The 20,288-nt window shown below is 60.8% G+C and carries 14 protein-coding genes and 3 pseudogenes; 14 read left to right on the forward strand and 3 right to left on the reverse strand.

Annotation, left to right across the window (positions count from 1 at the left end):
* Positions 1-119: 119 nt before the first annotated feature.
* From QRN11_RS18725 to QRN11_RS18755, 7 genes and pseudogenes are all read left to right on the forward strand, one after another.
* The gene (locus tag QRN11_RS18725) at positions 120-767 is read left to right on the forward strand and encodes a bifunctional 4-hydroxy-2-oxoglutarate aldolase/2-dehydro-3-deoxy-phosphogluconate aldolase (protein ID WP_285314001.1); all 648 of its coding nucleotides are present in this window, start codon (positions 120-122) and stop codon (positions 765-767) included.
* Positions 767-1,309 (forward strand): P-loop nucleotide/nucleoside kinase family protein, encoded by a 543-nt coding sequence (locus QRN11_RS18730; protein WP_285314002.1) that lies wholly within the window; start codon positions 767-769, stop codon positions 1,307-1,309. Before QRN11_RS18725 ends, QRN11_RS18730 begins: the two co-directional genes overlap by 1 nt.
* Positions 1,310-1,650: 341 nt before the next feature.
* On the forward strand, positions 1,651-3,060 hold the full coding sequence (locus QRN11_RS18735; protein WP_285314003.1) for an MFS transporter: 1,410 nt from the start codon (positions 1,651-1,653) through the stop codon (positions 3,058-3,060).
* Positions 3,061-3,240: 180 nt separating this feature from the next.
* Positions 3,241-4,062, forward strand: coding sequence for a sugar phosphate isomerase/epimerase family protein (locus QRN11_RS18740; RefSeq protein ID WP_285314004.1), 822 nt, complete (start codon positions 3,241-3,243; stop codon positions 4,060-4,062).
* Between the two features lie 167 nt (positions 4,063-4,229).
* Positions 4,230-5,021, forward strand: coding sequence for an SDR family NAD(P)-dependent oxidoreductase (locus QRN11_RS18745; RefSeq protein WP_285314005.1), 792 nt, complete (start codon positions 4,230-4,232; stop codon positions 5,019-5,021).
* Between the two features lie 1,552 nt (positions 5,022-6,573).
* On the forward strand, positions 6,574-7,608 hold the full coding sequence (locus QRN11_RS18750) for a DUF4192 domain-containing protein (protein WP_285314006.1): 1,035 nt from the start codon (positions 6,574-6,576) through the stop codon (positions 7,606-7,608).
* 508 nt (positions 7,609-8,116) lie between these two features.
* A pseudogene (locus QRN11_RS18755) lies at positions 8,117-9,360 on the forward strand (IS256 family transposase).
* Positions 9,361-9,674: 314 nt separating this feature from the next.
* On the opposite strand, the gene QRN11_RS18760 reads toward QRN11_RS18755, so the two are convergent.
* Positions 9,675-10,148, reverse strand: coding sequence for an AMP-binding enzyme (locus QRN11_RS18760; protein WP_285314007.1), 474 nt, complete (start codon positions 10,146-10,148; stop codon positions 9,675-9,677).
* Between the two features lie 696 nt (positions 10,149-10,844).
* On the opposite strand from QRN11_RS18760, the pseudogene QRN11_RS18765 reads away from it, so the two are divergent.
* The 4 genes and pseudogenes from QRN11_RS18765 to QRN11_RS18780 form a co-directional block, all read left to right on the forward strand.
* Positions 10,845-11,221 (forward strand): annotated as a pseudogene (locus QRN11_RS18765) (integrase core domain-containing protein); the annotation flags it as partial.
* A gap of 55 nt (positions 11,222-11,276) precedes the next feature.
* Positions 11,277-12,062: a (S)-acetoin forming diacetyl reductase gene (locus QRN11_RS18770; protein WP_285314008.1), complete on the forward strand. Its 786-nt coding sequence runs from the start codon at positions 11,277-11,279 to the stop codon at positions 12,060-12,062.
* 1,180 nt (positions 12,063-13,242) lie between these two features.
* Positions 13,243-14,082, forward strand: coding sequence for a DUF4192 family protein (locus tag QRN11_RS18775; protein ID WP_285314009.1), 840 nt, complete (start codon positions 13,243-13,245; stop codon positions 14,080-14,082).
* A 1,001-nt stretch (positions 14,083-15,083) separates the two neighbouring features.
* Positions 15,084-15,452 (forward strand): SCO2097 family morphological protein, encoded by a 369-nt coding sequence (locus QRN11_RS18780; protein ID WP_285314010.1) that lies wholly within the window; start codon positions 15,084-15,086, stop codon positions 15,450-15,452.
* A gap of 204 nt (positions 15,453-15,656) precedes the next feature.
* Here the strand turns inward: QRN11_RS18780 and QRN11_RS18785 are convergent, their stop codons facing one another.
* Complete coding sequence (locus QRN11_RS18785; RefSeq protein ID WP_285314031.1) at positions 15,657-16,046, reverse strand: alcohol dehydrogenase catalytic domain-containing protein; 390 nt, start codon at positions 16,044-16,046, stop codon at positions 15,657-15,659.
* 704 nt (positions 16,047-16,750) lie between these two features.
* Between QRN11_RS18785 and QRN11_RS22665 the strand changes: the two are divergent.
* Positions 16,751-17,139: pseudogene (locus tag QRN11_RS22665) on the forward strand (transposase); the annotation flags it as partial.
* Between the two features lie 208 nt (positions 17,140-17,347).
* Here the strand turns inward: QRN11_RS22665 and QRN11_RS18795 are convergent.
* Positions 17,348-17,497, reverse strand: a complete 150-nt coding sequence (locus tag QRN11_RS18795) for a hypothetical protein (protein WP_285314033.1) — start codon at positions 17,495-17,497, stop codon at positions 17,348-17,350.
* Here QRN11_RS18795 and QRN11_RS18800 point away from each other — a divergent pair.
* A complete protein-coding gene (locus QRN11_RS18800; RefSeq protein ID WP_285314032.1) occupies positions 17,436-19,292 on the forward strand; it encodes an MFS transporter in 1,857 nt (618 codons plus the stop codon). The genes QRN11_RS18795 and QRN11_RS18800 overlap by 62 nt on opposite strands.
* The gene (locus tag QRN11_RS18805; protein ID WP_285314011.1) at positions 19,289-19,834 is read left to right on the forward strand and encodes a TetR/AcrR family transcriptional regulator; all 546 of its coding nucleotides are present in this window, start codon (positions 19,289-19,291) and stop codon (positions 19,832-19,834) included. Before QRN11_RS18800 ends, QRN11_RS18805 begins: the two co-directional genes overlap by 4 nt.
* Positions 19,835-20,288: the final 454 nt, after the last annotated feature.

Here is a 20,288-nt window from a genome sequence, read left to right on the forward strand (position 1 = left end):
TTGCTGAGATCGGTTGCAATAACAGTATGGATGGTGGGAGAGTTTGTCAATGGAACTACCACCCATAAGGGCCGGGCTGGTCAAGAAGTTAGGGCGTACCCGGCCAGAGAGAGGTCAGCATGTATAAGAAACTTCGCACCCTGCAAACCATCGACGAGTCCGGGGCCGTCCTCATTGTGCGACTCGAGAACGCCGAGGTTGCCGAGCGTGTTGCGGAAGCTGCCATTGCAGGAGGTTTCCGTGCCCTCGAAATTACGCTTTCCATTCCCGGCGCCGTGGATGTGATCCGTCATCTCGCCGCCAAGCATGGACCCAGCGGCGTGGCGATCGGTGCCGGGACAGTACTGGACGAGCACGCGGCGTACGAGTGCATCCGGGCCGGCGCCCAATTCCTGGTCAGCCCTCAGTTGAACCCCTCGATGATCCGGACAGCGAACCGGTACCAGGTGCCAACCGTCAGCGGGGCCTACACGCCAACCGAGCTCGTTGAGTCCGCCGAAGCCGGCGCTGACATCCTGAAGCTCTTCCCCACCGAAGCGGGAGGCATCCCGTATGCAAAGTCCGTACTGGCTCCGCTGGCACACCTGCCGATCATGCCGGCAGGTGGCGTAACCCTTGAAAACGTCGGCGACTGGTTCGCGGCAGGCGTGGTCGGCGTCGGCGTGGGCAGCTACGTGACCAAGGCATGGCAGCCCGACGGCGACTTCTCCCGTGTCACGGAGGCAGCCCGGGCATTCCTCACAGCAGTAGCAGAGGCCCGCAAATAATGTCCCCTCAAGTCTTCATTGTTATCGGCCCCGCCGGGTCGGGAAAGACGACCATTGCCCAGCAGACAGCACAACAGCATGAAGCTGCCTACCTGGACAAGGACCGGGTCAGTGGCCGGTTCGTCGAGTTCGCGCTAACCGCTACCGGGCACGATCCCACCGACCGCGAGTCCAACGACTACTATCGCGACAATCTGCTGCCCCTCGAGTACGAAACTCTCATGGATGTCGCAGGGATAAACCTGCGCCTCGGCCGCTCAGTGGTCCTGGACGCGCCCTTCGGAGCCTACTTCCGGGAACCGGACTATCTGACCCGTGCGGCAGCAGATTTCCAATGGCCATCCCCCGCGATCACCGTGATACGTGTCCGCGTACCCCAAGACGTCCTGCGTACGCGCCTCATCCGGCGGGGACTGGAACGGGACCAGTGGAAACTTGCCCACTGGAATGACTACTGGTCCGTCTACGGCAGCCTGGAGTGCTCCTGGTCCGGAGTGCACTACCAGGACTTCAACAATGAGGCACCCCTTCCGGTTGATTGAATCGAACCGGGTCTCGGCCAATTAGCGACACCGGTTTACGCACGATGGCCGCCGGGGGTACGGAGAAATACAGCCCTGACCCGCGTATCTGCTCCGAAGCAAAGGCCTTCCCTCGAAGTCCGGCGACAGGACTGGACAAGACATTGACAAGGATCACATCAGATCCGTATTGTTGCTTGCAACCGATCTCAGCAACCGATCTCACTGACCAAACGTGGAATGGCTGGATTGCCTTCCTTCCCACTTGAATGCAGTCAGCAGCACATGGGCGTTGCGCCGTTCAGGTTGCCGGGAATATTCCAATACCCCTCCTCAGTACACGGAAAAATATGGAGAGTTCAATGAAGACCTCACAAGACGTCCCCGGCAGCCCGGGCCCTACCGATCTCAAAGCCCCCGGTCGTGGCTACCGCAACATCGTGGCGGGCACGATCGGCCACTTCGTGGAGTGGTACGACTGGTACATCTACGGGCTCCTGGCAGCGGTGTTCTCATCCCAGATATTTCCGGGCGGTGACCCGTTCGCCTCCCTTGTCGCAGCACTGCTCACGTACGCGGTCGGGTTTGTTGTCCGTCCGCTCAGCGGCATCATCATCTCCCCACTGGCCGACCGTTTCGGCCGAAGGCTCATCCTGACGCTCTCCGTCTCCGGGATGGCCCTCGGCTCGCTCATCATCGGCCTCACACCTTCCTTTGCGACCATCGGATATACAGCGCCTGTTCTCTTCCTGGTTGCACGCATCATCCAGGGCATCTCCGCCGGCAGTGAGGGCCAGAGCGCCATCGCGTTCATGGTCGAACACGCCCCCGCGAACCGGAGGGGCCTGTTCGGTTCGTTCACCAACATGGCGAGTGGCCTCGCGACGCTCGCGGCAACCGGAGCCGCGGCAATGGTGACAGCATCCTTTGCGCCGGCTGACCTTGCCGCCTTTGGTTGGCGCATCCCATTCGTCGTAGGAGGCATCCTCGGTATCGTCGGCCTCATCTTAAGGGCCCGTGCACAGGAAACCCCTGAGTTTGAGGCCGAGTCCCTGGTTGATCAAAAGTCCGCGGCGGCCCGCCTGGTGGATCTGGTCCGCGAACACCCCAAGGCGCTGCTGCAGGCAGCTGCACTGTCCGCCCCGGCCGTGGCCTATTACACCTGGGCTACCTTCCTTCCTACCTACGCCAAGCTGACTACCGGCCGGGACCTGTCCTCCACCCTGGCCGGAAGCGTTATCGGGCTGGCCCTGCTCGTGATCATCGTGCCGGCCTGCGCATACCTTTCCGACCGCCTCGGCCGGCGCAAAATCTTCCCCATCATCGGCGCCATCGGCATGATCGTGCTCTTCTATCCCATGCTCCTGCTGCTGAACCAGCCCGGCTTCGGGGTATACGTTCTGGTCTCGGCGTCGGGGTGGGTGGTTCTCGGCATATGGCAGTCGGTCTACCCCACCATCCAGGCCGAACTGTTCCCCGCCTCAGTCCGTGTATCGGGCATCGGCCTCGCACACCAGATCGTGATCGCTGTCTTCGGTGGCACCGCTCCGCTGATCGCCGCCGCGTTCGTCGGCGCCGGACAGCCTATGCTCGTCGCCGTTTACATGATCGCCATTGTCGCCCTGAGCCTCATCGTCTACTTCACGCTCCCGGAGACGGGCAACCGCGGCGACCGTGCCACCGTGGCGCTTGCTGACCCTGAAGTACTCGAAGGCGAACACCTGCTCACGTGCACCTCACCGGCCCCCGGCGGGGTGAAGCGTTCCCACTAGGCACGCTGTCTCCCCAGGAAGCCGCGGCGGCTCGACCAGGCATAAGGGTGGTGACGGCCCGGGCCTCGTCGAGTCGCCCGCCTCGCGAAGGGTGCGATCCCTTACGCACGATCGAAAGAGACACTGACATAGGAATGAAACAAATTTTTCATAAGCGCAGAAATAAGAGGATGTTTCTCCATGAACCAAATGATTATTAATACGTTTTCCTACCTCTGGTCATCTTCGGCAATTGATGCAATAGCCGAACTGGTCGCCAACGGGTATAAAACTTTCGAGGTTCCGGTTAGCTCTCCACATTGCTGGCCAGAGGAAATATCCAGCCCGGAACGTGCGGCAATCCGCGGAAGACTTGATGGATGTGGCGCCACAATCAGGTCACTGAACGCGGGCGGGTATGACATCAACCTGGCCAGCCCTGGAGCCAGCATGCGCCGCAAGAGTATCGAGCACATCACGTCGGTGATCGACTTGGCTGCAGCGTGGGGTGTCCCAGAAGTTGTAATCTCCCCCGGCACAAGGCGCCCCATGATCTCACCGTCACTCGAGAAGACCTACGGGTGGATGTACGAGAGCCTGGAGAACCTCATCCCGCTGGCCAAACAGGCCGGCACGAGGCTGCTCTTCGAAAACACCCCTTATTGCTTCACCCCCACCATTCAGGACCTGGCAGGGGTCGTAAGCACAATCAACGACGACTCAGTCAAGATCGTGTACGACGTCGCCAACGCTGCGTACATCGGAGAGGATCCCGTAGAAAGCCTGCTCTCCCATCACGAATCAATTGGCCTGGTACACATTTCTGATACGGGCACGGACACTTGGGGCCACGACCCGATCGGCACCGGAGTAATCGACTGGAGCGGCCTGGGCAAGGCTGTCAGAGAAACGTGCGGAGTCAACAACGTTGTTCTTGAGATCATTCGCGAAGAGAACCCCGTCCAGGAATTCAAGAAAGCAATGCAGGACCTCAAAGATCAAGGCTGGGAACTGGCAAACTAGCCCGATGTCCGGTGACGCGGCGCGGTAGCGAAGATTTGCAGCAAAATTTGTAAATAGTTCACATGCGAATCGATCACCAACGCCAAGGAACTTGGCAGGTAAAGATTCTAATGAGATTTTGCAGCAGCAATTTTTGGCATGTGAACCAGTGACAAGGAGTATGTGCGATGAGGGCTTTGGTTAGTGGCGGCAGTAGCGGTATCGGAGCGGCGACCTGCCTGAGAATCGCAGAAGCGGCTCTGGCTCGTGGCGTACACCCGATGATCGCGGTGGCAGGACACGATTCGAACGGCAACCAGGAACAAGTCGTTCGTTCAATCCAGTCAATGGGCGGTACCGCTATCGCACTGTCTGGCAACCTTGGCGACCCAGAGGTGCCAGGTAAATTGGTAGAAGCCGCGGTAGCCGAATTTGGCGGGTTGGACGCACTCGTAGCAAACGCGGGGATCGCAAACCCTGGCGCCATCTGCGACGTGTCCCTTGAAGACTGGGACGAGATGTTCGCCGTCAACCTTCGCGGCCCGTGGCTTCTCGCGAAAGCAAGCCACCCGCATTTGAGTCAGAGCCGCGGATCCACCTGCTTCACCTCTTCCATGTCTGGTCAGGTACCGCACGCTGGATCAGGCGCTTACAGCCCCAGCAAAGCCGCGCTGACGATGCTGGCCCAAACACTCGCTCTGGAATGGGCACCCGAAGGAATTCGCGTCAATGTGGTCTCACCGGGCATGACTCACACCCGGATGACCGAAAAAATGTATGCGGATCCCGAAATCAAAAAGGCAAGGGAAAACATCATCCCGTTGGCAAGAATTGGAGATCCCACGGACATTGCGAACGTGATCGAATTTCTCGTTAGCCCGCTATCGGGGTATGTCACGGGGCAAGACATCTGCGTCGATGGCGGCTTCACCAAGTCCATTCTTAGCCACATTCCTGGTCGACCCAGCTCCAAATCCTGACACCGGGACTCCGGAAAGTGCCGTCTCCGTCTCCGCCGACGCCAGCCCCAAGGCAACTGCCCTGACTCAGTATGGCGGGTCAGGGCCCTTGCGCGTTGGGTCGGTTGCGCCGCTCCAAGGAGCAGAAGTATTTACATGGACACTGTCCACACCCCCTGGCCGGACGTCTACACGACCACGACTCCCCTGCGCCACCAAAAAGCGGCCTTCCGCGACTTTTCGCATCAAAGAGGCTTCATCATGTCGTGCCCGCACGCGAAGCGATGAACAGGTGTTGACCGCCCTAGACCAACCCGGCAGAACCGGAACGAGGCACCACCCGGACCCATTGACAGGGAGCCCAAGAGCCAGGGCACTGACCCGACACCCACATGCCTGAATAGGCCAACGCGGCGGCCAGGCCACGGGCCGCGAACCACCGTCAGAGTCAACGGGCCAAAGCTTTGTACACACACTCTTAAGGCAAAACCCCCTCTGACGAGGGAATACGTCGTGCCCGAGGTGGGACTCGAACTGCATTCCCGGCCTTGCAAATACTGGTAAGCCCCGGAAACATACGGAATTAGAAGCAGTCCGAGGGCAGTATTACCCGATCCGAAGCCAAGAATGTGGACAATGTCCACGCCCCCTTTGCCCCTGAAATGGGTCCCGCACGCCGGGCCGGTATACGAGACGGGTTAACTGGCTGGTGCCACAACGTCCTCCAGCACTGACCTGTCGAAAAAACGGATCTCGCCCGTTGCCTCGAAGAACACCGGAACTAGTGATGTGCTCAGGTCTTTGGACGTTTCGTAGATTTCAGCCGCGCTCCCGTGCTTCCTCGCAATTGTTCCAACCAGCTCGGTACCGCGAACCCGAACAGTTCGATATTTATAGCTCATCGTGACCCCTTCGTCGGCTAGGGCTCACCCTACCCCTTGGGAGTGCCGCTCCAGGGGGTGGCTCCTATGGAGCCAACACCTTGGCAGCGGACGGCTTCGGATGCGAATTCTGTCGCTGTCGCAGCAGAAATACCTGCCGCACTAAAGGACACGCGTGAAATCCACGACGGCATCCACCCTTCCATCCCCTCTTTCAAGGAAACGGCCCCCAGTCACCGCGGGCACCAACCCGAACCAATAGGGATCAAACACCCCTCGGCCGAAACACGTGCGAACTCTGTGGCCGGCCGGAAGTGACCGAGCACGGGCGGGAATAACAAAAGAGGCGCCCTGCAAACGGAATCATTGCTGATGCCGAAGTCATGCCGCGTGATTCCCTGGCTTCAATGAACAGACAAAAGCATCACCGCTGCTTGTCATTCTGATATGCCCCATGATCGCTGGGCGGGACCGCCGCGCAACCAGGGCGCTGTCGCGCCGGCACCGGGCACGAAAACTTCTGCATTCCACGATGTAGAGCATTGCTTACGGGTGAAGTTTTCGGCTCCGTTGCCGGTTCCCCAAGTTGCACTCCGGCCCTGACCCCAGCGGATGGTCCCCTACCAGAACGACGCCCACAACCAACAACTGCAGAACTTAGAAAACGCAAGGGTGAAGGAAGAACAGGGATCATGGAAAAGCTCACGATCACAACACCATCAGATGTGCTCAGCTTCATCGGGCATACCCTGGGCTTCTGGCCAAAGGAAAGCCTGGTCTGCATCACCCTGAACGAGAACAGCATCGGCGCGACACTGCGCATCGACCTCCCCCGCGAACCCGGTCAGGCACTCCCCTACGCACGCACCGTCGCCCACTACCTCACGGCCGACACCAACGCCACCTCCATCCTCTTTGCCCTCTACACCAGCGAACTCCCCCAGGCCGGACAGGCCAGGCCCCATGCCGGCACCATCGCTGCGCTCACGGGAGTCCTCGCCGAACAAGGCATCACCATCCGGGACGGACTCTTCGTCGGCGACGACACCTTCTCCCCCTACGACGGCGAACCCGGCACCAGCCTCGCACTGCCCGTCAACTCCACCCAGACCAGCGCAATCAACGCCGAATTCATCTACCGCGGCAGCTACGTCGAACCCACCGACCGCATCACCCTCCCAACCACTGGCCAGGAAGCAGCCAAAGCGGCCGCCGTCGAACACCACATGAACACCATCGCATCCCAACCAGCCGACGAGGCGCTGCAGCAGAGCCGGAAACTCTGGGCGAACATGCTCGACTCCAAAACCTTCCCCAGCGACGACGACTGCCACGCGCTCGTCGCGAACCTACAGTTCCCGCCAATTCGCGACCGGCTCATTGCAGACATCCCCGGAGTGGACGAGCCCATGCAGCGGATCCTGTTCGCCCAAACCGACCAGGCGCCGAAATGGTCACGCATCGAATGGGCACAACAACTGCTCCTGCACGCCTACACCCGGACCAGCGCCGAACACGCAGCCCCGGTCCTCACGACCATCGGCTACATCAACTGGTGGGAAGGAAGAGGCAGCAAAGCACACCAATTCCTCCAACTCGCCCTCGACACCGACCCCGCCTACCGCCTAGCCCGCCTCAGCGACCAAATGATCGGCTCAGGCATCGTCGCCGGCTGGAACCTGAACAAAGACACTGCCTACAAAACACTGCCCTTCAACCTGCCATAACGAAGGTCTTGTAGGACCTGAGTAGGAGGCCGGAACATCGACGGCGGTCAATTCGGCAAGTTCACAGAATTATGGACTCAAGGAATCCAGCGATGTGCGGGGGGCCGCTCAGCATCGGTCGGTGCGGCCTCCAAGCTCTTGCTCTTGGCGCCGACCGCGGCCATCGCGACAACGGTGAGTATGGCGCTGCCCAGTACGGCTATGATCGGAATCGCCGCCGGGGACGCTGGCATACCGAGTTCTCGACTGCCCCGAACACGCGGAGCCGATGGAGCTTCCGATCGAGCGGGCAAGAAGATTAGTACCGATGACAACGCCCCCGCTCCTTCCACTCGACGCTTGACTGGGCGGCACGAGGGCGATCGTCTAAGGCCGCGAACGCTGCCGGCTCCACGCCGCTTCCACTGATTCCCTAAGAGTGGGACTGTAGGAAAACGGTGTGGGAGGGTCCGGCCTGATCTGAAAGGAGACGGCCGTGTCAGAGTCCACGACCGAAGTGATAGGGGTGATGATCGATCCTGTGACGGGAGAGATCATCGATCAGAAGGAGCTTGCGGAGCGGTTGCTCACGCAGGCCAAGGAGCAGGGCGTGAGCCTGGTAGGCCCGGGCGGGCTGCTGAACCAGCTTACGAGGAATGTGCTGGAGACCGCGCTGGAAGCGGAACTGACCGAGCACCTGGGCCACGAGCATGGCCAGACGCCGAGCGCAGCCAACATGCGCAAGGGCACGAGGTCCAAGACCGTGCTGACCGAGATCGGCCCGGTCGAGATTAAGGTTCCCCGGGATCGGGACGGATCGTTCGAGCCGGTGATAGTTCCCAAGCGGAAACGGCGTCTGGACGGGATCGACCAGATCGTCCTCTCGCTCTCCGCCCGGGGGGCTGATGACCGGGGAAATCGCGGCGCACTTCGAGGAGGTCTACGGGGCAAAGGTCTCCAAAGACACCTTCAGCCGCATCACGGAAAAGGTTGTTGGTGAACTCGCGGAATGCTCGGCCCGTCCACTGGATCCGATCTTTCCGGTGCTCTTCGTGGACGCGGTCGTCGGTCTTGGTCCGTGACGGGCAGGTGCGCAACACCCCGTTCTATGTCGTCATGCGGGTCACCACCAGCGGGGAGCGGGAGATTATGGGCATCTGGGCCCGCGACGGCGGCGAGGGTGCACGGTTCTGGCTGCAGGTATTCTCCGAGCTGAAGAACCGGGGCGTGGAGGATGTGTTAATCGCCGTCTGCGATGGGCTCAAGGGCCTGCTGGAGGCGATTACGACCACGTGGGAACGGACGGTCGTGCAGCAATGCATCGTGCACTTGATCCGCAACAGCTTCCGCTACGCCGGACGCCAGCACCGCGACGGCATCGTCAAGCCGGTCTACACAGCCCCGTCCGAGCAAGCGGCGAAGGACCGGTTCGCCGGATTCACGGCGGAGTGGGGCCAGCGGTATCCGGCCATCGTGCGGCTCTGGGAATCCTCCTGGGCTGAATTCTTCCCCTTCCTGGAGTACGACGTGGAGATCCGGCGGGTGATCTGCACGACGAGCGCAATCGAGTCGATCTACGCCCGCTACCGAAGGGCGGTGAGGGCCCGCGGGCACATTCCGGACGAAACCGCCGCCCCGAAATGCCTGTACCTGGTTACGAGATCTCTTGATCCCACCGGCGGCGGTCGGGCACGCTGGGTGATGAGGTGGAAGCCTGCGCGAAACGCGTTCGCGATTACCTTCGCCGGCCGGTTCGAAAGAGCCACTCAATAATGAAAACCGGCCGGACCCACACATCGTTTATCGGACAGTCCCATTCGCGAAGGAACAAAAGGTCCGCGTCGGCGTATGTGATGTCAGCAGTGTCAGCCCGTGCCGAAGTACGTATTTAAGTTCACGGTTTTCCTTGTCGATTATTGCCTCTCGTCCTAATGCTGTTTGTACACAGCCTCGCGGGCTGGCGCGACGACAACAGAACGCGAGGGTAGGAGCACCCGCCCTTCGGAAGGCGTGGGGTACGGTGCCGCGGATCGGGCAGGCACCAGAGGCAGCGGGGCCTTTCCCCGCACCGTGGCAGACACTGATTCCTAGCGTTGGTCCCCGTGCTCTCCGAGTTGCTTCCGCTCTTTCCTGAGGACGTAGCACTGGACTTTCCCGGAGGATGTTTTGGGCAGGGATTCCACAAAGTGAATTCGCCGGGGAAATGCATGGGCAGCGTACCGGTTCTTAACTAGGTGCTGCAGTTCGGTCACCAGTGCAGCATTGCCCGTGTAATTTCCGGCAAGGACGACGTATGCTTCAACAACTTGCCCACGTAACTCGTCCGGTGTTTCGCTCACAGCGCTTTCAAGAACTGCAGGATGGGCCGAAAGCACGCTTTCTATCTCGAAGGGGCCGACCCGGTAGCCGGACATGATGATGATGTCGTCGTCGTGGGAAGAGAAGAAGAAATAACCGTCGTCATCGCGCATGCCTGCGTCGCCGGTGAGGTACCAGCGACCATCGGGGCTCAAACGTTGCGCCGTTCGATCCGGGGCGTCCTGGTAGCCGTCGAACCACATCACGGGACTGTCGGCCACGTCGATGGCGACCGTCCGATCTGGCCCGGGTCAGCAGGTTCGTCCGCGGAATCCTTCAGCACTTGGCGGGTCCATCCGGGCATGGGGTGGCCCATGGAGCTCTGTCGTAGCTCCTTTCGGACCTCATCCTGCCATGCGTTGACGATCACCACCGTTTTCGGTTTGGCCGTGGTCTCGTACGGGCACTCCTAAGGTTTGTTCGGACCAGGCGATCACTTCCGGGGTCAGGGGTTCGCCTGCTGAAGACGCATCCTCTATCGAGACCGGAGGCCTTGCCTGTCCTCCGCTTCTCGAGACCTACCTGTGATCGCAGCAATAGATGGTGGAGTTTTCGCAGCGCTACATGACGGTCCTCGGTGTCTGGGCACGTTGGAGTTCGCGAATGACCGCGGGGCGCGAGATGTCGAATAGCTCGGTAGGCTCTCTATGCCTATTGAGTGCCAGCAGCGGGGGTGCGAGGAGATGGAAGCGCTTCGCCGCGGTGAGTTAGGGCTAGTTCCCGCAGAGCTTGCCTTGGGGCCCTTTGCGATCTCCATACCCTCGCGAGTAAGGGCCCGAATCAGATACGCCTCGAGATCCGCGACCACTCCAGGCACGATGAAAGGAGCCGACCCACTGGGTCGGCGGGAACGTAGATCGATCCACCGAGGCTGAGTGCGACGCCTTTCCGAGGCAATCCCAGCGGTGTTGCATAGCGACAACAGGCCCGTGTTCATCAGCGAAGCGACGGCCGAGTGGGCCCGGGCCCCACCGGCCTGTTCTACATTCAGCCAGGCGAACCATGGTGTAGCGGTTTCGTCGAGTCGTTCAATAGTCGCCGGCGCGATGAGTATCTGAACATCAACAGGTTCTACTCGCTGCTGCACGCCTAAGTCATCATCAGCGACCGGAAGAGCGAGTACAACCACGACCGGCGACACTCATCCCTCGGTTACCGGGCGACCGTCGAGTACGCTCGGCAGTTCACCCATCAAATTGGAATCCGACTAATCACGCCGACCCCACTTACAGGTGGGAGCGGGTCAGCAGCACATGGTGCCCAGAAGCTAAAGTGACTATGTTGCCTATAAAACATGGCAACCATTAACAACGACAAAGGATGTGGAGTACATGGAGCGCACGGAGAACGGCAAGGTCGCACTGGTCACGGGAGCGGGACAGGGAATAGGTAAGGCCATCGCCGAGCGCCTTCACGCCGATGGCTTTAGGGTTGCGGTCGCGGATCTGAGTCTCGAATCTGCACGCAAGGTCGCGGACTCGCTCGGCGGCCCCGAGAGGGGTGCCCTCGCCGTCCAGGTTGATGTCGCCGACCGCGACAACGTCTTCGCTGCCGTTGATGCCGCGCGAAGAGAACTAGGCGGATTCGATGTCATCGTGAACAACGCTGGCCTCGGGCACGGCTCCCCGATCGAGGAAATCACCCCCGAAAGCATTGAGAAGACGTTCTCGGTCAACTTCAACGGCGTCGTGTGGGGCATCCAAGCCGCCACGAAGGCCTTTCGAGAACTTGGGCACGGCGGCAAGATCATCAGTGCCGCGTCGCAGGCAGCGCATCTCGGGAATCCGGGCCTCGCGCTCTACTCCGCGTCGAAATTCGCGGTGCGCGGGCTAACTCAGACCGCCGCCCGCGACCTCGCGCAATACGGAATCACCGTCAACACCTACGCCCCCGGTGTAGCTCGCACACCGATGATCGAGCCCTTCGCGAAGAGCATCGCCGAGGCGGCAGGTCAGTCGGAAGAGTGGGGCTGGGGACAAATTGCCGCCGGTATCGCATTGGGCCGAGTGTCGGAACCCGAAGACGTGGCCGCCGTCGCGTCCTTCCTGTCCGGCCCCGACTCGAACTACATCACCGGTCAGTCCATCATCGTAGACGGAGGCATGGTGTTTAACTGACACCGCCACCGTCAGAAGGGCCGCATCCCGTTCTTCGAGATGCGGCCCGCGCTCATGGTTTTCGCAGCGTTACTTGCCGCAGGTGAAGAAGCCCGGCAACCGATCGCTCAGCAGGCAGACTTCACAGTCGCCGTTTGGCGGGTGTTTCGAACCAACCGACTGACTGCTTCGTATTAGAGGCAAGGCCTCGCGTCCTCGATTGCCGAACCATCGGGCGTCGTGACTTTGGGGGGTAGTGCCGCACTATCCTCGGATGAAGTTTCATGCGCCTGCGCGCAGCCTGGCCGACGCTCTGCCTAGCGACACCCGCTACAACCCCACAACGACTGACGAGCCTCCAGCCCACTCTGAAGCCTCACCCGTTACCGCACCCACCCAACGGCACAAGTTGCGTGTTTATGAAACCGATTGATCCCGGAAAGCGCACCCTTCTAGACGGAAAGGATGACAGCAGCATTCCTCACCTACAAAATAGGCGAGATAACAGCGCGACCCCACCACCGCGTTCTGACAACCAGCCTTTCTGGCCACGAGAGAACGCCGCCGCTTCACCGAGTTCGCCAACACCGTTCGCACCCACCGGTATATCGGCCTCTGCTCGTCACCGCAATCCTCAACGCCGCACCCTATACCGTCCGGGAGTCCTCCGCAGCGATGGCCATTGGGAAAACTGGACCCCGGGCATCGCCCTTTACGAAAAAGCCATGCGCCCTCTCTCCCCAACCAGAAGATCGCACCCGAACTCGACATCGAAGCCATGCGCCCGGAACATGGCTGACACCACACGCACCACGTCTCCAGCAGTTCCGCTCCCGTTGTCGTTTTGAAGAGTCGGGAATAGCCTGCAGCTCCGCCATCGTGGAGGAGTGATGCTGCCTGATCTGTTTACTTCGATGAATGAGTGGCAGCTGTATCGCTGCTTGTCATTCTGATATGCCCCATCATCGCTGGGAGGGTCCTCTGCGCAACCAGGGCGCTACCGCGCCGTCCCCGAAACCGAAAACTTCTGCATTGCAAGACCGGAGCAGTGTCGCGGGCGAAGTTTTCGGCCCCCGTTACCGGTTCCCCAAGTTGCACTCCGGCCCCTTAGCCCAGCGGCTGGTCCCCTACCAGAACGACACCCACAACCAACAACCGCAGAAAACCGCAGCAACACAAGGGTGAAGGGAAACACGGGATCATGGAAAAGCTCACGATCACAACACCATCAGATGTGCTCAGCTTCGTCGGGCACACCCTGGGCTTCTGGCCACAGGAAAGCCTGGTCTGCATCACCCTCAACGAGAACAGCATCGGCGCGACCCTGCGCATCGACCTCCCCCGCCAGCCCGGGCAGGAACTCCCCTACGCACGCACCGTCGCCCACTACCTCACGGCCGACACCAACGCCACCTCCATCCTCTTTGCCCTCTACACCAGCGAACTCCCCCAGGCCGGACAGGCCAGGCCGCATGCCGGCACCATCGCTGCGCTCACGGGAGTCCTCGCCGAACAAGGCATCACCATAAGGGACGGACTCTTCGTCGGCGACGAAACCTTCTCCCCCTACGACGGCGAACCCGGCACCACCCTCGCCCTGCCCGTCAACACAACGCAGACCAGCGCAATCAACGCCGAATTCATCTACCGCGGCAGCTACGTCCAACCCACCAACCGCATCACCCTCCCGCTACTACCGAAGCTGTCGCCAGTGCGGCCGCCGTCGAGCACCACATGGACACCATCCGGTCTGTCCCGGCTGCCACCGCGACATCCCAGGCCCGGGAACTGTGGGCCCGTATGCTGGACTCAGGTGTCCTTCCCCAGCGACGATGACTGCCACGCCCTGGTTGCAAACCTTCAGTTCCCGCCCATACGGGACCGGCTCATCGCGGACATCCCCGGCCTGGACGAGCCCATGAAGCAGATCTTGATCGCGCACACCGACGGCGCACCGAAATGGTCACGCATCGAATGGGCACAGCAACTCTTCCTGCACACCTACACCCGCACCAGCCCCAACACCATGCACCCGTCCTGACCACCATCGGGTACATCAACTGGTGGGAACGAAGAGGCAGCAAAGCACACCAATTCCTCCAACTCGCCCTCGACACCGACCCCGCCTACCGCCTCGCCCGCCTCAGCGACCAAATAGTCGGCTCAGGCATCGTCGCCGGCTGGAACACGAACAAAAACACGGCTTACAAGGCGCTACCGTTCGAGATGCTGTGAGGAGTTCACAACTTTATGAAGCCGATGATCTTGGCCGACCCTTTTCCGATGCTAACGCCATCCGTTGTCCCGACGATCAGCGCCGTCGCTGAAAAGTTGTTCCCAGCTACAGCCACTACCAACCGCGCGTAACGGTCGGCGCACACAGCGTTGCAGGTCAACCATGCGAGCGTGATCACGAGTAGTGGACAACAGACCTGGAGCTACTGTCGTGGCAGAGCGAGTACTTCGAAATCAAATCTGCACCTTGGTCGTGCCTACTTGTAGTCCTTCGAGAATGGATGCTTTTTGGTAGCGGGACCTACCTGGAAAGTCCGAGAACTTGTTTCGCATATGCGCTTCGCTGGATCATGACGGCGGGCGCAATGAAGAGGCTGTACTGGTAGTGCCCAATTGGGCGTTAGTCGACTCCCTTGGAGAATCTTTTCGGAACCGATCCTGACAAAGCGCGCAGAGCGGCAGCACCCTTTCAGGAGCTAACTCACCTCCGCGACCCCGGAGGGAAATGCGAATAACGGACGCATACTGCGCCCTGACGCAGTAGGGGTCACTCGTACAGGGGCTGGTTCAGCGGACTCTGGCTGCAGGTGGATACAGTGCACCGCCCAACGTCTTTCAGGTGGGCTGGAAACAGCCTATTGTTAAGAGTACAGACGCGGGTCACGTAGGCAGTTGTTTCCTCGCCCTCCGAGAAGTTCCCACGGGGGCGAGAGTGGCGGAATGATTGACACGTTTTAACCTGGCGGCCTGCAGCTGTAGACGCAGCGACCGAGCTGGTTCGGAGGCTGCTCACTGAAGGAGGTTGGGATGCCACTCTCGGAGCATGAACAAAAGCTGCTTGAGCAACTTGAGAAGCAACTTCATGCGGACGATCCGAAGTTCGCTAGCACGATGCAATCCGATCCGATCCGAAGTTGGTCCGCGCGGCATGTGATCGTGGGTGTTCTCGGAGCCATTGCGGGCATACTGCTGCTGCTTGTTGGCGTCTCAACTCAGCTAATCGTTGTCGGCGTACTAGGTTTCGTTGTCATGAGCGGGGGCGTTTATGTCGCAACACTGCGAGGCACCTCCTTTGGCAAGTCAAAGACAGGTAAAGCTGAACAGTCCAGGTCCAGAACTTCCTTCATGATCAACCTAGAAGAACGATGGGACGAGCGTCGCCGCGACAATAATTGATAATGGGCACGGCGGGAAGGACTAAGGGGCCGCACTCGAGCCCGATTTGGACCGTTCGACGGCAGTGGACCGAAAAGGTACAAATCCTCGAGGGTGTTAGACCCGTCGCCGGTTCGCTCTCTAGATTCGGCTGGTCCAGCCTAAAATCACACGCCGTTGGCCACGCCACCGCATCAGGTTCCGTAGCCTCACATTTTGCACCGCTCAGTCCCAGTCTGCGGCAGCGTCGGATTCCCTCCCTTTGGCCCTGATGCCGACCTTCTGTCCAGCTTTGAGCTGGCCCTCGATGACAACTGCCGAATATGCCCTCATGCCCGGGCTCGCCAAAAATGGCCTTGTCATATTCCGGACCATCAGGCATGCGGACGAGCGATTCCGGGTGGGCCGTGGTGAACTCACCGAAGCCATCATTGCGGCGGAAACCGGGGCATCGCCGCTAATCGACCAGATCATCACGCGATCGCCGACCGACCAACCATCAACCCCCCAGCCAACCTCGACAATCTCGCCTGCGATCTCGTCCGGGCACGACGGGCGCTTCCACATAACCATCCACTTCTCGTCCTCGAGCAAGCCGACATCCGAGTGACAGATGCCAGCTGCCGCACCCTGAGGACGACTTCATCGCCAGCCGCCGTCGGATCCTCCAGCTCGACCAGTTCGAGCGGCGAGTGGGTATCGGTGAATTGCCAAGCCTTCATAGTGTTCCTCTCGCAACCGGCCTTGCCGGTACTTATCCCAGGATCGGGGCCCAAACCGAACTTGGCAGTAAGACCGCAACGCTTCAATGGCCGACCGTCCATGCTGCTTTTCCACGTGAACGATTACAGACCACATGTCATCCGGCATGCCAATTTACGGTCGGGGGGAGAGGGCGGCGAGATGAACAGGCGCCAGATACCTTTGGATTCACGCCACGCCTTCGAAGGCTAATCGTTCGCCTTGACAATGCTTGCCTGCCGAAGGGTTTGCCGGATTCGGTGCACCCGTCCAACGGGTGGGAATATGCCTTGTCGGGCCACAGCTGGACCGGATGCGCCCTTGACCCCTGCGGGCGTCGAACAGCGGCACCAGCTGCGGATTGCCACGGACTGCCCCGATGTGAGCGCAGTGGTCATCGGTGCAGAGGTTCGGTCGGACCAACAGCGTTTCCACATCAGATGTGGACCAACGGGTATCGGCTATCGACCGCCCGCTGTGATTCGAACCAGGGGTCGTAGAACACTGCAGCCCCGGCGTGGTTGCCGCGCTTAGTCTCAGGCGGCGATCCCCGACAAGTGTTCGGGACCTGATTTTGCCCCCTCGGGCTGTTGAACCAGCTCACGAGGGACGTGCTCGACACCTGGAAGCGGAACTGACAGAGCACCTCGGCCACGAGCACGGCCAGAAACCTATCGCAGGCAAGATGCGCAACGGCACCAGAACAAAAGACCGTGCTGCCGTGATCGAGGTGCCCCGGGATCGGAACGGCTCGTTCGAGCCGGTGATCGTCCCCAAGGAAAAATCACGCCCGCGGATCAATCAAATCGTGATTCCGATCTTTGCCCGCGGGCTGACCACTGGGGTAATCGTCCCGCACTTCGAGACGGTCTACGGAGCCAAGGTCTCTAAAGACACCATCGGCCGCATCACGGAGAAAGTCGCAGGGGAACTGGCCGAAAGGTCACGCTGGGGTTCTTCCCGACTACAATACTTCCGCGCCGCGCTAGGTGGACCGAATCACAGATATCGACATTTGGCCCGGCGCGACTTATTTCTCCTTAGATCCCGGGGCAACCTGCCAAGCAATTGCAGCTACGGACGAACAGCGTTTTACTTGATGGTGAACATGCGTTCACCCGGTTATTACCTAAAAGAAAGCAGCCGATGCCGCGTACCTACGTACCTAACTCACGTCAGCTCCCGTCGCCGTCGGCGATCACCGCAGTTCTGGCCATGAGCGGCATCGTAGTGGCGCTCATGGCAACACTGGTGGTTCCACTCTTGCCGGAGTTCCCCGCCATCTTGGGGGTGAGTACGGACGACGCCTCTTGGCTGGTGACCACGACCCTCCTTTCCAGCGCTGTAGCAACGCCGATCGTTTCCCGCAGCGCGGACATGTACGGCAAGCGCAAGATGATGGTGGTCTGCCTGGCCATCATGGTGGCAGGATCTGTACTGGCAGCTGTTGGTGGCGCCTTCGTGTGGCTGATCATCGGCCGCGCCCTCCAGGGCTTCTCCACCGCGCTGATACCGGTGGGCATCAGCATCATGCGCGATGAGCTGCCGAAGGAGAAGATGGGTTCAGCTGTCGCGTTGATGAGCGCCACCCTCGGAATCGGCAGTGCGCTCGGCCTTCCATTGGCGGGGGTTTTGCACCATAGCATGGGCTGGGCGTCGATCTTCTGGATTTCGGCTGCTGCCGGAGCACTGCTGCTCCTTGCCGTGGTGCTGGTAGTCCCGGAATCCAAGGTCCGCGCCTCCGGGACCTTCGACTATGCAGGGGCGTTGGTGCTCTCCGCGGCATTGGCAGCCCTGCTGCTGGCGATCTCCAAGGGCGGTTCCTGGGGCTGGGCGTCCGAACCGGTTCTGCTGCTGTTCCTCACCGCGGCCTTACTGCTGGCCGTCTGGGTACCCTACGAACTCAAGGTCCGCCAGCCAATGGTTGACCTGCGCACATCAGGCCGCCGGCCCGTCCTGATGACGAACCTCGCCTCCCTGCTCATCGGCTTTTCCATGTTTGCCAACATGCTCCTAACCACCCAACAGCTCCAACTGCCCGCGGCCACCGGTTACGGCTTCGAGCTGAATGTGACTGCCGCGGGCCTGTGCATGGTCCCGTCCGGACTGGCCATGGTCGTGTTCGCACCTCTATCCGGACGCATCATCAGGATCTTCGGCGGCAAGACCGCACTGATGGCCGGGGCGCTCGTGATGCTTGTGGGCTATGTGGGCCGCGTGTTTCTCTACGACTCGATCGCTTGGATAATTATCGGTTCCACTGTAGTTGGGGTTGGGAGTGCCATTGCCTATGCAGCGATGCCCACGCTGATAATGGGTGCCGTGCCCATCACCGAAACCGCATCCGCAAATGGGCTGAACACCCTGGTCCGTGCTTTGGGCAATTCGACATCCAGCGCTGCAGTTGCTGCCGTCTTCACATCCGTCACCGTAGCAGTCGGCGACACACGTATGCCCTCATTTGACGCGTTCAAAGACATTTTCTGGCTCGCAGCGCTGGCGTCGGCGGCCTCGATGCTGGCGGCCTTCTTTATCCCGGGCACCGCTGCTGCGCACCGCCCGCCGCCGTTGGCAGTCGCTGCCACCGAACTGGTGGTGCAGGGCCGCGTCCTGGCTCCGGACCACTGCCCCCTCACCCCCGCCGTGGTCACCGTTCTGCGCACTGACGGAGAACCGGTTGACTGGAGTCGGGTAGACGTTGAAGGCAATTACTCCGTAGCACTGCCCGGCGCCGGCCGGTATCTGATGGTGGCCAACGCCGGCGGCTGGGCGCCCATGGCTGAAGTCTTTGACTTTGACGGCCGCACCCTGCAGCAGAATTTCCTCCTCCGGGATCAGTTGCAGGTTAGCGGAGCGGTCAGCGTCGGCGGCGCTTATGTATCCGGCGCGGTGGTGACCCTCCTCGAAGCCGGCGGCGGGCATGTGGGCACCACCCGCACGGACGGCGACGGCGGGTATGCCTTTCCGCTGCCTGTCGCCGGCCGTTATGTCCTGACCATGCTTCACCCGGTGACGCAGGAGGCCATGGCACAAAAGGTCACCGTGGACATCCGGTCCATCCGCCTGGACTTTATCGCCCCGCCCGCGGAGGACACCGCAGGAGAGAGCGTGGGAGCGTGAACAGCACCAGCCGCGACAGGATCCTCGGCGCCGCCGGCCGCCTTTTCGGGGAACGCGGCTACCGTGCCGTCACTGTGCGCGACATTGCGTTGGAAGCCGGAGTATCAGCATCCCTGGTCATGAAACTGTTCCTTTCCAAGGAAAAACTTTATGCCGCCGTGCAACCTGAGGAGTCAGTGTTTGCCGAACTGGACGTCCCGACGACGGAACTCGGCGAGGCCCTCGTCTTCCGCGTGCTCATGCGCCGGGAACGCGGCATGCAGGAGCCCTGGGCGACCATCCCACTAGCCGTGCTGGACTCCCCCAACCCCGGGGCCACGCGGTCAGAAGTCCGCGAACGCTACCTTGATGCAATTGCCCAGCTCATCGGCGACACCACGTCGGACCGCCGTTTCGCCTCCACCGTGACCGCCCTGATGACCGGGTTTGGGGAAGCCGTCCGAACACTGGGCCTCTTCGACAGCTGGGACTTTGACGAAGTCGTGGAGCACTACGGAGCAATCGTCCAAACTCAGATCGACGCGTCAAAGGCCGCCAGATGAACCGGTCCTCCTCCCCAGAGTACTGGCGACTGGCAACGCCGGCCCGGGAGGGCTACCCGACCGACCCGTGAAGGTCCGAGCCCAAGCTCAGGCAAGCGGGCGAACCGGCCGAAAAAGAGACTTCGGTGGGGACATCCTGCTGGCGCCTCTTCTTCACCGGCGAAGATTCCCCCATGGCCAACCTCATGCCTAAAGCAACAATCCACGGTTTGGCGCAGGTCGGTCGGACGTGGTGACGAGTCTGGTGGACTCCCTGGTCTTCGACGCCGCGTTGTTGTTGAACGGCGTCGTTGTAAACCCGTATTGTGGCGCACTCGCACCGGCCCCCACTCAACCAATTCAATCCCGACAGCATCACCGGGCCCATCGCACGCGCGAAAACATCACGAATGCATGCTCGAATGAGACTCGAAACGGATCACGTGGGTGACGGGAGTCATACCTCAGGTCTTGA

The organism is Pseudarthrobacter sp. fls2-241-R2A-168, assembly GCF_030209335.1.
Lineage (GTDB): Bacteria > Actinomycetota > Actinomycetes > Actinomycetales > Micrococcaceae > Arthrobacter.